The sequence below is a fragment of the Kosakonia sp. H02 genome (genome assembly GCA_030704225.1).
Taxonomy (GTDB): Bacteria; Pseudomonadota; Gammaproteobacteria; order Enterobacterales; family Enterobacteriaceae; genus Kosakonia.
Map to the genome: position 1 here is coordinate 3,611,864 of CP131915.1, position 12,464 is coordinate 3,624,327.

The 12,464-nt window shown below is 54.2% G+C and carries 14 protein-coding genes; 4 read left to right on the forward strand and 10 right to left on the reverse strand.

Annotated elements, in window-relative coordinates:
• Positions 1-367 precede the first annotated feature (367 nt).
• The 4 genes from Q5705_16935 to Q5705_16950 all read right to left on the reverse strand — a co-directional run bounded on the left by Q5705_16935 (position 368) and on the right by Q5705_16950 (position 4,219).
• The gene (locus Q5705_16935; protein ID WLI76252.1) at positions 368-1,549 is read right to left on the reverse strand and encodes an acetyl-CoA C-acetyltransferase; all 1,182 of its coding nucleotides are present in this window, start codon (positions 1,547-1,549) and stop codon (positions 368-370) included.
• Positions 1,550-1,704: 155 nt separating this feature from the next.
• On the reverse strand, positions 1,705-2,517 hold the full coding sequence (locus Q5705_16940; protein WLI76253.1) for a MetQ/NlpA family ABC transporter substrate-binding protein: 813 nt from the start codon (positions 2,515-2,517) through the stop codon (positions 1,705-1,707).
• Between the two features lie 18 nt (positions 2,518-2,535).
• Complete coding sequence (locus Q5705_16945) at positions 2,536-3,204, reverse strand: methionine ABC transporter permease (protein WLI76254.1); 669 nt, start codon at positions 3,202-3,204, stop codon at positions 2,536-2,538.
• A complete protein-coding gene (locus Q5705_16950; GenBank protein WLI76255.1) occupies positions 3,197-4,219 on the reverse strand; it encodes an ATP-binding cassette domain-containing protein in 1,023 nt (340 codons plus the stop codon). Before Q5705_16950 ends, Q5705_16945 begins: the two co-directional genes overlap by 8 nt.
• 374 nt (positions 4,220-4,593) lie before the next feature.
• On the opposite strand from Q5705_16950, the gene Q5705_16955 reads away from it, so the two are divergent.
• Positions 4,594-5,310, forward strand: a complete 717-nt coding sequence (locus Q5705_16955; GenBank protein WLI76256.1) for a nitroreductase family protein — start codon at positions 4,594-4,596, stop codon at positions 5,308-5,310.
• Between the two features lie 50 nt (positions 5,311-5,360).
• Here the strand turns inward: Q5705_16955 and Q5705_16960 are convergent, their stop codons facing one another.
• Together Q5705_16960 and Q5705_16965 are read right to left on the reverse strand one after the other, a co-directional pair.
• Positions 5,361-6,482 carry a cupin domain-containing protein gene (locus tag Q5705_16960; protein ID WLI76257.1) on the reverse strand — a complete coding sequence of 374 codons (1,122 nt, stop codon included), beginning with the start codon at positions 6,480-6,482 and terminating at the stop codon, positions 5,361-5,363.
• A gap of 66 nt (positions 6,483-6,548) precedes the next feature.
• Positions 6,549-7,466, reverse strand: a complete 918-nt coding sequence (locus Q5705_16965) for a LysR family transcriptional regulator (GenBank protein WLI76258.1) — start codon at positions 7,464-7,466, stop codon at positions 6,549-6,551.
• Between the two features lie 102 nt (positions 7,467-7,568).
• Between Q5705_16965 and Q5705_16970 the strand changes: the two genes are divergently transcribed.
• Positions 7,569-8,636 (forward strand): SDR family oxidoreductase, encoded by a 1,068-nt coding sequence (locus Q5705_16970; protein ID WLI76259.1) that lies wholly within the window; start codon positions 7,569-7,571, stop codon positions 8,634-8,636.
• A 37-nt stretch (positions 8,637-8,673) separates the two neighbouring features.
• Here the strand turns inward: Q5705_16970 and Q5705_16975 are convergent, their stop codons facing one another.
• Positions 8,674-9,246, reverse strand: a complete 573-nt coding sequence (locus tag Q5705_16975; GenBank protein WLI76260.1) for an ABATE domain-containing protein — start codon at positions 9,244-9,246, stop codon at positions 8,674-8,676.
• Between the two features lie 137 nt (positions 9,247-9,383).
• Here Q5705_16975 and Q5705_16980 point away from each other — a divergent pair, with 137 nt between their 5' ends.
• The gene (locus tag Q5705_16980; GenBank protein ID WLI76261.1) at positions 9,384-10,253 is read left to right on the forward strand and encodes an alpha/beta hydrolase; all 870 of its coding nucleotides are present in this window, start codon (positions 9,384-9,386) and stop codon (positions 10,251-10,253) included.
• 36 nt (positions 10,254-10,289) lie between these two features.
• Here Q5705_16980 and Q5705_16985 read toward each other — a convergent pair whose 3' ends face one another.
• Complete coding sequence (locus Q5705_16985; protein WLI76262.1) at positions 10,290-11,054, reverse strand: methyltransferase domain-containing protein; 765 nt, start codon at positions 11,052-11,054, stop codon at positions 10,290-10,292.
• Between the two features lie 112 nt (positions 11,055-11,166).
• Here Q5705_16985 and Q5705_16990 point away from each other — a divergent pair, with 112 nt between their 5' ends.
• Entirely contained in the window at positions 11,167-11,946 is a 780-nt protein-coding gene (locus Q5705_16990) for a helix-turn-helix transcriptional regulator (protein WLI76263.1), read from the forward strand.
• A gap of 43 nt (positions 11,947-11,989) precedes the next feature.
• Here the strand turns inward: Q5705_16990 and Q5705_16995 are convergent, their stop codons facing one another.
• Together Q5705_16995 and cspA are read right to left on the reverse strand one after the other, a co-directional pair.
• Positions 11,990-12,178 (reverse strand): cold-shock protein, encoded by a 189-nt coding sequence (locus Q5705_16995; GenBank protein WLI79051.1) that lies wholly within the window; start codon positions 12,176-12,178, stop codon positions 11,990-11,992.
• Between the two features lie 10 nt (positions 12,179-12,188).
• Positions 12,189-12,401: an RNA chaperone/antiterminator CspA gene (gene cspA / locus Q5705_17000; GenBank protein WLI76264.1), complete on the reverse strand. Its 213-nt coding sequence runs from the start codon at positions 12,399-12,401 to the stop codon at positions 12,189-12,191.
• Between the last annotated feature and the right edge of the window lie 63 nt (positions 12,402-12,464).

Here is a 12,464-nt window from a genome sequence, read left to right on the forward strand (position 1 = left end):
ACTATGTATAACGGCGTGATGAATATCAATAAAAAACCCATTTAAAGCCCTAAAAAACAGATGAAGATCACACCAAATATTTTATTAACCGAACACTTACAAATTGAAATACAAATAAAAAACATAATAAAAACAGATCACTACAAAAGCGATTCGCTAATAATAAGCATGCTTATTTCTCACATTTCAAATTGTAACGGCAGCAATAATATAAGATCTCTAAGGTGCAGAAGTATTTTTAAATAAAATCGTAGGATTATTAACGGAAGGCATAGAGATTTTATTTTAATTGAAACAAAACCTGCGACGGTTATCACAAACAATAAAGCCTTCCGGCTGGAAGGCTTTATTTGGAGAGAGAAAGAGATTAATCGCGCTCGATAGCCAATGCCACGCCCTGACCACCACCAATGCAGAGCGTTGCCAGCCCTTTGCGGGCCTGCCGTTTTTGCATCTCATGCACCAGCGAAACGAGGATACGACACCCGGACGCCCCAATCGGGTGACCCAGCGCTATCGCACCGCCATTGACGTTTACCCGCTTCTCATCCCATTCGAGGATTTTGCCCACCGACAGCGCCTGCGCGGCGTATGCTTCGTTGGCTTCTATCAGTTCAACATCATCTAACTTCCAGCCGGCCCGCTCCAGACAGCGCCGCATGGCATACACCGGCGCAATGCCCATCAGAGCAGGATCCACACCGACGCTGGCGAACGCGCGGATCCGTGCCAGCATCGGTAAATTAAGTTGCTGGGCTTTGCCTGCGCTCATCATTAATACCGCTGCCGCACCATCGTTGATCGGTGAAGCGTTTCCGGCGGTGACCGAACCGCTTTGTTTAAACGCTGGCGCGAGTTGCGCCAGCGCCTCTGCGCTGGCATCGGTGCGCGGCTGCTCATCCGTATCGACAAGCACGGTTTTCCCGTCGGCGCTCAGGGTGTGTACCGGCACGATTTCGTCGCGAAAACGCCCGGAATCAATGGCGGCGCGGGCTTTATGCTGGGAACTCAGCGCCCATTCATCCTGGCGTTCACGGCTGATCCCGTACTCGCGCGCCAGATTTTCCGCCGTGACGCCCATATGGTAATCGTTGAAGGCATCCCACAAACCGTCATGCACCAGGCTGTCGATGAGCTGGCTATTACCAAGTTGCGCGCCGGTGCGGCTATCGCTCAGCACATGCGGCGCGCGGCTCATGTTTTCCTGCCCGCCCGCAATCACCACGTCAGCTTCGCCGCACTGGATGGCCTGCGAGGCCAGATGCAGCGCCTTTAACCCGGAACCGCACACATCGTTGATGGTAATGGCCGAAACGGTATTCGGCAGGCCACCTTTAATTGCCGACTGGCGGGCCGGGTTTTGCCCGGCTCCGGCGGTCAGCACCTGGCCTAAAATCACTTCATCGATATCCTGTGGCTGCACACCGCTGCGCGCAATTAACGCCTGCACCACCGCGCTACCTAACTCGACGGCAGAGTGGCGCGACAGCGCACCCTGAAAACAGCCGATCGGCGTGCGCACCGCAGCCACAATCACGACATCTTTCATCTCTACCCCCGAGGTCACTGAACCCGGCCATAGTAGTGCATTGTTAAAAAGGTTTATCGAAGATGTTTAAAATTGGTGAGATTAATCACAGGGAATAATGTGAAGCGGGAAAGCAGAATGAAATGCGCGGCCAGGGCGACCGCGCATAAGGCAGATTAATTGTTTACCGGAATGACCGCGCCTTTATATTTGGTGCGGATCCAGTCCTGAATCTCTTTCGAGTGCAGGACATTCACCAGCGCAACAATATCTTTTTTCTTCTCGTCGCCGCGATGCACGGTAATGATGTTGGCATACGGGTTATTTTCACCGCTCTCAACGGCAATCGGATCGTGAACCGGATCGAGGCCCGCATCAATGGCGTAGTTTGCATTAATTACCACCGCATCGCCTTCATCGTTGTTGTACATCTGCGGCAGAAGTGCAGCTTCAACGTTTGGCAGGAACTTCAGTTTTTTCGGGTTATCGACGATATCGTCAATACGCGCAGTCACTTTATCGATGCCTGGTTTCAGCTTGATCACGCCCTCTTTCTCGAAGATGGAGAGAATACGCCCCTCTTCGGACACCGCGTCACGCATGATGATTTTGCCGCCTTCCGGCAGATCTTTCAGCGATTTGTATTTTTTAGAATAAATACCAATCGGCTCAATATGGATAGCGCCTGCGCTGACGAAATCATAGGTTTTATCGCCCGCGTGATCTTTGATAACGCTGTTCAGGTAAGGAATATGCTGGAAGTAGTTGGCGTCCAGTTCACGGCTGGCCAGCGCCGTGTTCGGCAGAATGTAGTCCTGGAACGGTTTAATCTCCAGATCGATACCCTGCTTCGCCAGAATCGGTTTCGCCTGCTCAAGAATTTCCGCGTGCGGCACGTTGGACGCGCCAACGGTCAGCGTATCGGCCCAGGAGGAGAAACTCAGCACGCTGAGAGTGGCTGCGGCAATCAGTGTCAGTGTTTTTTTCATGATGTGGGTTTCCAATAATTATCGTTTATCTAACAGAGAAGTAATCACGTCGCCGCAGAACTGGATGATGAAGACGATGATAAGAATGGTCACCGTCGCCACCAGCGTGACGTCGTTGTGGTTCCGCTGGAATCCTTCCAGATAAGCAAGATTGCCCAACCCGCCAGCACCGATAACCCCGGCCATGGCGCTGTAGCTCACCAGCGCAATCAGCGTCACGGTAATACCGGACACCAGCGCAGGTGATGATTCAGGCAGTAACACCCGAAATACTAACGTGCTCAGACGTGCGCCCATGGAGCGCGTCGCCTCAATCACTCCTTTATCCACTTCGCGCAGCGCAATCTCGACCAGACGGGCATAAAACGGTGCCGCGCCGACAATAAGCGCCGGTAGCGCCGCGTTCGCGCCAAGAATGGTGCCCACCAGCGCTTTGGTAAAAGGAATTAACAGCACAATCAAAATGATGAACGGAATCGAGCGAAAGACGTTCACCAGAATCGAAATCACGCTATACAGCGTGCGGTTCTGGAACAGCCCGCCGCGCGCGGTCAGAAACAGCGCCAGCCCCAGCAAAATGCCCAGCACAAAGGTCGCCGCGCCAGAGAGCGCCGTCATATATAACGTCTCTTGCGTTGCCGCCCAGAGTTGTTCCCATTTCAGGTGCGGGAAAAATGATTCAGCCATGTGTGACGACCTCGCTCTCAATATCGGACTTGCGCAAATCCGCAAGGATATTGTTCAGTTGTTCCGGGGTCGCCACCACGTGCACCCATAATTGTCCAAATACGCCATGCGCCGTTTGCGACATCTTGCCGTGCAGAATGTTAAACGGCAGGCCGTAGCGCAGGGTCAGTTCGCCGACGATCGGCTGATGCGTACTGTGTCCGGTAAACGTCAGCTTGATAACCGTGCCATCGAGATCGCTATTCAGCTCCGGGTTAAACGCCTCTTCTTCTTTATACTGGCTCACCTGGCGCACAAACTGTTTGGTGATCGGCTGTTGCGGATGGGTAAAGACGCTCAGCACATCGCCCTCTTCCACCACTTTGCCGTCCTCCATCACCGCCACGCGGTCGCAAATTTTGCGCACCACATGCATTTCATGGGTGATGAGCACAATCGTCAGTTTGAAACGGCGGTTAATATCCAGCAGTAAGTCGAGGATCTGATCGGTGGTTTGCGGATCGAGTGCCGATGTCGCTTCATCGCACAGCAGCACATCCGGGGTATTCGCCAGCGCGCGGGCAATGCCGACACGCTGTTTTTGCCCGCCGCTCAACTGCGACGGATAAGCGTTTTCACGGCCCTTAAGCCCCACCAGTTCAATCAGCTCCGCGACGCGCGCCTTAATGTGCGCTTTCGGCGCACCGGCAATTTGCATCGAAAACGCAATGTTTTCGCTCACCGTGCGCGACCACAGCAGGTTGAAGTGCTGGAAAACCATGCTGATTTTCAGGCGAGCCTGGCGTAGGGATTCACCTTTCGCCGCGGCAATATCCTGACCATTAATCACGACGCTGCCGGATGTGGGTTTTTCCAGCCCGTTCAGCAAGCGGATCAGCGTACTTTTGCCCGCGCCGCTGTAGCCAATAATTCCGTAAATTTGCCCCTGCTCAACCGTCAGATTGACGCTGTCGACGGCGGTAATCGATGCCTTTCCCTGGTCGAAAATCTTGGAAATATTCCTGAGGACGATCATGCGTTGATGTTTCCGTTTGGCGGTTTAGCAGTATGGATGTCCAGACGATATTAATCAGCTTCAGTGATAATTCAAATACCCAAATTGACATTACTTATAACAATTTGTGCTTAGCCCGCCACAACGCGGGATTGGGCGATAAGGAATTATTTCACTTTGCATTGCTGGAATAAGCATAACCCCGGCGGCTCAATCAAAGACCGGGGCGCGCTGGCGTAATGGCTCCCGGTGAATTCAGCCGCGTTTTCCGTTAAGAAAAGAAGCATGAAAATACCCTGTTTTATTTCATCTGTTTGCTGGATCGAGTTGTGCTGGCCTGTGCTCTGATAACGTTTCTCTTTACACCGTTGACGCTCACGACAGGAACAGTATTCATGGATCCGTTTCAGCAAATATTGAAGTCTACCCTCGCCCGCACGGATGCCGCGCCGCAGGCCGCTGCGCCACAGCCGCTGCTGGAAACGGTGTTAAAACCCCGGGTTGAGAGCGTTAGCGTGGAGGGTTTTCTGTCCCTCGCCAAAGCGCGCCGCACTATCTACACACTGGGCAAGGATCTTCCCGTCGCCGAAGATGACGTGGTTGCGACGATTAAAGAAGCGATCCGCCAGGCGCCTTCGGCGTTTAATTCACAAAGCTCGCGGGCGCTTATCTTGCTGGGTAAGGAGCACGATCGTTTCTGGGAACTGGTGCGCGGACAGTTGCGTAACGTTATTCCGGCGGAGCATTTTCACGCCACCGCCGATAAGCTGGATGGTTTTGCCGCCGCTGCCGGATCGGTGCTGTTTTTTGAAGATCAGGAAGTGATCAGCCACCTGCAACGCCAGTACATTGCCTGGGCCGATAATTTCCCGGTTTGGTCGGAGCAGAGCAGCGGTATCGCGCAATACGCGGTGTGGCTGGCGCTGGCGGAAAAGCAGATTGGCGCGAACCTGCAACATTACAACCCATTGATTGATATTGATGTGCGTGCGACGTGGAATATCCCGGAAAGCTGGAAGCTGCGCGCAGAAATGAATTTCGGCAATATTCTCGCCGCCGCCGATGAGAAAACGTTTATTGACGACGATAAGCGGTTTATCGTCGCCCGATAATCAATCCTGGCCGGACAAGTGCAGTTCAGCAGCGCCATCCGGCAAAAAAGTTAATCGTTAAAGTACCAATAACCCTGGTTTACCAGCCCGGTCAGCTCCTGCGCAAAGGCCGGGTTATCCAGCGCGTCGCCCAGTTCCTTCACACCAATAGTGGTGTAGCGGCATAGCGCATCGGCGGCGTGTGGATCGGCGGTTTCCAGACACTCGCTATTGATAAAGAAGCTGTCGCCAATGTGCAGCACACGTAAGCCGCTGAGGCGGGTCAGGACTTGCCCCTCTTTCAGCGCCCCGATAACCTCTTCAACCGGGTAATCATCCGGCTCTGGCGCAACATCCAGCTCGTGGCGCGGCGTGGTAATAAAGCTGCCAAACCACTGAGTGAAATGCTCCGGGTCGTTGATCATCGCGATCATCATGTTGCGCACGCGCTCCAGCTCGTACTCTTCAATACGGCCCGGATGTTCGCGGCAGGTCAGATCCGGATCGCTGTAATGCTCGCCGCCGAGATCGTTTTCCAGCGCGTAATCGGCAAAGCTGCTGATCAGATCGCGACCATTTGGCCCACGGAAACCAATCGAGTAGTTAAACGCAGTTTCATGGGTGAAACCGTCGTGCGGGAATCCTGGCGGAATATAGAGAATGTCGCCCGGTTGCAGGTCTTCATCAATGATCGGCGGGAACGGATCAACATGCAGCAACGCCGGATGCGGGCAGAACTGACGCATCGGTAATTTATCGCCTACGCGCCAGCGGCGGCTGCCCATCCCCTGAATAATAAACACATCATACTGGTCAATATGCGGGCCGACGCCACCGCCCGGCACCGAATAGGAAATCATCAGATCGTCAAAGCGCCACTCCGGTAACACGCGAAACGGCTTCACCAGTTCGGCAGACGGCGCATGCCAGTGGTTCACCGCCTGCGCCAGCAGCGACCAGTTGGTGTCGCCTAAGTGATCAAACGTCTCGAACGGCCCGTTCCACGCCTGCCATTGACCATTCACATGGCTGACGATCCGGCTATCAATTTCCGGTTCCATCGCCAGCCCGGCCAGTTCGTCCGGTGAAATCGGATCGACAAAATCAGGAAATGCGCCTTTCAGCACTACGGGTTGCTTTTGCCAGTATTTTTCGAAAAATTCCGGCCAGTTAAGGTTGAGTTGGTAAGCCATAGATCCACACCAGTGAGATAAGGAAACGGCGCAGATTATAAAAAGGGATCGCGCCTGCCCGCCTTGTCATTGGTCAAGAGGCGGCGCAATGCTCAACTGGCTGAGCGCCGATAATAAGGCGTCAACTTTAGGCAGCAACTGCTTACGCCGGGGCCAGACGAGGCTCAATGCCAGCCCTGCCGGCTGGTGCTGCGGCACAATGACCGTCAGTTCACCGCGCTGAAGATGTTCATGCACCAGCCAGGTGGGCAGTTGCCCAACGCCAAGCCCGGCGCAAATCGCCTGCACCTGCGCATCGACATCACCGAGCGCCATGCAGTACGGCACGTTACGCCATTCGGGATACCCGTCTGTGGTGGTAAATAGCCAGGGTTTGGTGCTGCCATCAACCCGCTCGTAGAGGATCGCCCGGTGCTGCATCAGTTGCGCTTCGTTGCGCGGCGTGCCTTCATGCTCCAGATACACGGGCGAGGCGCAAAAAACCATCTTCTCGCGGCCAATCTGCCGACAGCCTACGGAAGCGGGCAGATCGCCGCCCTGGCCGATGCGAACCGCCACATCGATCCCCTCCTCAAAGAGATCGACAAAGCGATCGGAGAAAGTGAGGCTCAACGCGATTTCCGGGTGGTGCTGACAAAACGGGATCAGTAACGGCATTACGCCAAGCCGCCCGTAAGTGTTCGGTACCGCCAGCCGCAAACGCCCGGAAGGGATGGTGCGGTGCGCCGCCAGTACCGATTCGGCCTCTGCCAGCTCTTCCAGAATGCGAATGCAGGTCTGGTAATACGCTTGCCCGGCATCCGTTAACGCCAGACGGCGGGTGGTGCGCTCCAGTAAACGCGAGCCAAGCCGCGCTTCAAGGCGGCTAACGCTTTTGCTGATCGCTGAACCGGTAAGGTTCAGGCGCTCGGCCGCTGCCGCAAAACTCCCCTCTTCTACACTTGCTACAAAGGGGACGATATCTTTCAGGCGTTGATCGCTCATGGTATTCGTGAATTTAAGTTGTGAATGACGTGAATTAATACCAGAGATAAGAATTAAATTCTCTATTAGTCTGTGTGTACTGCAAACACAGGAGGTAATCCAATGCAAAAACGAGCACTTATTGTCGGTATCAGCGGTGTGATTGGGCGCGCGCTGGCGGAACAACTTAAAAGTGAAGGCTGGCAAGTGAGCGGCTTGTCACGCGGGCGTGGCGCAGTGCCGGAAGGTTGCACCAGCCTGACGGCGGATCTGACCGATGCCGCGGCCGTGAACGAAGCGCTGCAAGGCGTGGAAACCGATGCGCTCTTTTTCAGTGTCTGGTCGCGCCAGGAAGATGAAAAAGCCAATATTCGCGTCAACGGCGCAATCGTCAAAAACGTGATTGAAGCCCTGGGCGAACGCCTTGCTGGCGCGCATGTCGCGCTGGTTACCGGCCTGAAACACTACCTTGGCCCGTTCGAAGCCTACGGCAAAGGCGCAGTGCCGGTGACGCCATTTCGTGAAGAACAGGGTCGCCAGCCAGTAGATAATTTCTACTACGCGCAGGAAGATGAAGTCTTCGCCGGGGCGAAAAAATATGGCTATCGCTGGAGCATACATCGCCCGCATACCATTATTGGCTACGCGCTTGGCAATGCGATGAATATGGGCCAGACGCTGGCGGTGTATGCCACGTTGTGCCGCGAAAAAGGCTGGCCGTTTATCTTCCCCGGCTCTCCTGAACAGTGGAACGGGCTGGCGGATGTCACCGATGCCGGTTTGCTGGCAGAACAACTGAGTTGGGCGGCGCAAAGTGAAACAGCGGCCAATGAAGATTTCAACGCGGTGAATGGCGATGTGTTCCGCTGGAACTGGCTGTGGCCACGTCTGGCGGCTTACTTCGGTATTGACGCGGCGGAATACCCGGCAAGCATGATGCCGCTGGAAGGCCGGATGCAGGATGCGCAGGCTGCGTGGACTGAGATTGCGCAGAAATATAATTTGCGCGAAGCGGATATCAACAAGCTGGCCTCGTGGTGGCATACGGATGCGGATCTCGGTCGCCCGATGGAAGCGTTCACCGACATGAGTAAGAGCCGCAAAGCAGGCTTTACCGGCTATCGCTACACGCCGGACTCCTTCTTTGCGCTGTTTGACCGTCTGAAGCAGGACAATATTATTCCGCGTTAATTGCGATAATGCCCTGCGGGCGAAAAGCCACTGCCTGTCAGCTTTTCGCCCGAAACCTGGCGACTTTTGCCCGATTGCCGCACAGCGCCATGCTGCACCAGCGGCGGCGGTGCGCTTTGGTTTTGTCGTAAAACCAGAGTGTGCAATCCGGGTGCTCGCACTGGCGAATGTAGGCAAACTGCCCGTGGGCGATTAACTCTGCCGCCATTTCCGCGACCGGTGCCAGCGCCTGCTGTGGCGTATCGAGCCGGTAAATGCGCGCAATCTGCATGTTATTGTCACTATCTTCCGTTATCTGCAAATGACTTTGCGCCTGCATAAGCCAGGCATTCAGCGTATCCAGCGAGAGCACTTTTCCCTCTTTTTTCGCTTCCACCATTTCGCGAATGGTTTCGCGTAATGCACGCGCGGCGTTTAGCAGTTCGCCCGGGTGCGCCATCGGCTTAACCGGTAAGCCAAGCTGATGCAGCCAGTGAAGGACATCCTCATCGGATTGCAAAAAGTCATGCTGCCCTTTTTCCGCCGTGGCCAGCGTATTGATAAAATCCAGCGCGCTGTTTTCCGCGATAAACCACGGGCCGTCCGGTCGGGTTGCTGCTGTTGTCGCCATTGTTGAAGGCTCCTTCTGTCACTTTTTGCGCATTGTAACCTATAAAAATCATTTTACATAGTTACACTCCTTCGCCATACTCAATCCAGGGGTAACCCCTTAAACCAACTTTTAACGGTTTCAATAGAGGTATGGATATGGCTGGCAACACGCATTTTCCTGTTCGTTATCACTTTGCCGACGCCGATGGCGTGCGGGTGTTTTATCGCGAAGCAGGTGACCCAAATAACCCGGTGCTACTGCTGCTGCACGGGTTTCCCAGTTCTTCCCACCAGTTTCGTGAGCTGATCCCGTTGCTGGCGGATAAGTACCATCTCATCGCCCCGGATTTACCGGGCTTTGGTTTTACCGAGGTGCCTGAAGAACGGCGCTACGTCTACAGTTTTGACGGGCTGGCAAAAACGCTGATCGCTTTTGTCGATGAACTGGATCTGCAACGTTTTGCAATATACGTGTTTGATTACGGCGCGCCCACCGGCCTGCGGCTGGCGCTGCACTACCCGCAGCGGGTGAGCGGTTTTATTTCGCAAAACGGCAATGCGTATCTGGAAGGGCTGGGCGATGCGTGGGCACCGGTGCGCGCGTATTGGGAGGATCCATCGGCGGCGAATCGCCAGGTAGTTAACGACGCAATCCTCAATCTGGAAGGAACAAAGTGGCAATATCTGCACGGCGTAAGCGACCCTGCAACTGTCGCGCCGGAAGGTTATCAACTGGATGCGCGGTTAATGGAGCGGCCAGGCAACAAAGAGATCCAACTGGATCTGTTTCTCGACTATGCCAATAACCTGACGCGCTACCCGGAATTTCAGGCCTTCTTCCGCGATGTGCAGCCGCCGTCGCTTATCATCTGGGGAAAACACGATCCCTTCTTTATCCCACCGGGCGCGGAAGCCTACAAACGCGATAACCCGAATGCGGTGGTGGAACTGCTTGATACCGGCCATTTCGCGCTGGAAACCCACGTGGGTTACATTGCGCAGCGCATTCGTCAGGTGATTGGCTGAAAATAGAGTGCGCCCACAGGATTGGGCGCACCGGTTTTATGATGTGCGGGTCTGAAACATGAGGGTGTCGGAGGTAAAAGAGCCATCGTCAGCCAGGCAAAAATGGTTTTTTACCTCTTCGGATACGCCGTTTTGCAGGTAACGAATTGCCGCGCGCAGCACGTCCGGGGTTTGCATGCGCTCCACCCATGAGCTGTATTCCAGCGCCAGCCGCCCGGTAACCAGTTTTTCTGTCAACATGCCGCTTTGCTGCGTCATTTGCAGCCACTCTGCCGCAGAATAATTACGCACGTGAGACGGATCGCGCAGCACTTCGATGGTTTGCAGCCAGATATCCAGCACCGGCTGGCCGGGCGAGGCGATATCCATCAGGATAAATTTGCCGCCGGGTTTCAGTACGCGTTTGACTTCGCGTAACGCCAGCGCGACATCGTGCCAGTGATGCGCGGAGTAGCGGCTGATCACCACATCAAAAGCGCCATCAGCAAAGGGCAATTTTTCCGCCGCGCCGTGGACGGTGGTGAGGTTCTCCAACTGGCGATCGCTTGCCGCCTGGCGCACCACAGCAAGCATTTTTTCTGACAAATCGTAGGCGGTAACATCCCGCACCACGCCTGCGGCGACAAAGCTGGCATGCCCTGCCCCGCAGCCTAAATCGAGCACCGACGCCGTTGTATTTTCACCCAGCCACTGCGCCAGGCGTACCAAATCTTCCCCTTGCGCGTGAACTGCACTGCTCAGATAGGCCTGCGCCCGATCGCCGAATTGCTGTTTCGTTAACTCATGATGATTGACCGCCATTCTCTTTTTCCTTTTAGCTATGCACGACAAAAAGCTGCTCTTTGCCGACTATACGACCCTCTTTATAGGGGTACAATATTGCTACTTATACTGGTATTAGCGAGTACCACCCATGGAAAATACTCTGTTTGCCGGGCCGAAAACCCTCGGCGATTTTTTACGATCACAGCGTGAAAACACCGCGCCCGCGGATATCGGCCTGCCTGCGCAGGGTCGACGGCGCACGCGCGGATTACGGCGCGAAGAAGTGGCGCAGCTCAGCGGGATCAGCACCACCTGGTATACGTGGATTGAACAAGGCCGCGATATTGTGGTGTCGCCGCAAACGCTGTCGAATATCGCCAGCGTGTTGAAAATGAAGCCGACAGAGCGAAAGTATTTATTTCTTCTGGCGCGGCAAAACGATCCGCAGGAAGAGCAGGTGGTGACGGTCGAAAAGGAAGTGCTGGCGGCGGTGCACCAGATGGCGTGTCCCTGCTATTTACTCGATTTAACCTGGACGATGCTGGCATGGAATAAAGCGGCTGAAGCGCTGTTCAGCGGCTGGCTGGATAGCGACCCGCAGCCCAATATGATGAGTTTTATGTTTCGACATCCGCTTGCGCGAACGCTGGTTGCTGACTGGGAGAACCGCGCCAGCCGAATAGTCGCAGAGCTGCGTGCCGATGCGATGCACTATCCGCACGATCAAGGATTGAATAGTTTTGTGCAGAACCTGAGCAATGACAGCGAACTGTTTCGCGCATTTTGGTCGCGCCAGCAAGTGGTTGTGCGAGAAGGCGGTGAGCGCGTTTTTCTTCATCCGCAGCAAGGCGAATTGCACTACCGACAGATGACCTGGCAACTGACCAGCAATCGCTCGATCAAGATGATTATGTTAATGGCGGGGTGATATTGCAGGCATAAAAAAAGGCCAGAAAACTGGCCTTCTTTTGTCACTTACGGAAATCCAGCGCAACCTGAGATGTCTGGAAAAGGGCGGCGATATTATCAAATGTCATCATTGCTGATTTGCAAAAAATACATTTGGCACCGGCCGGATTTTTCTCAGTCATATCAAAACTGGAAATTCTGTATTGCGACCCGTGACAGCACGGGCAGCGGAAATGGATACGGTTAGTAATTTCGTTATCCTTAGCGCGGTACCACGTTTGCGGCAGCCGGGCCTTTTGCACCATTTTCGATGGTGAATTCAACTTCCTGATTTTCATCAAGAGTACGGTAGTTATCGCTCTGGATTGCAGAGAAGTGTACGAATACATCTTTGCTGCCATCTTTAGGAGTAATAAAACCAAAGCCTTTCTCAGCGTTGAACCATTTTACGATACCAGTCATTTTATTAGACATGTTTGTTACCTTCTGTTTTGTTAGCCTTTTCTTCGGCAGCAATGGTCTGAGACATTATTTTTA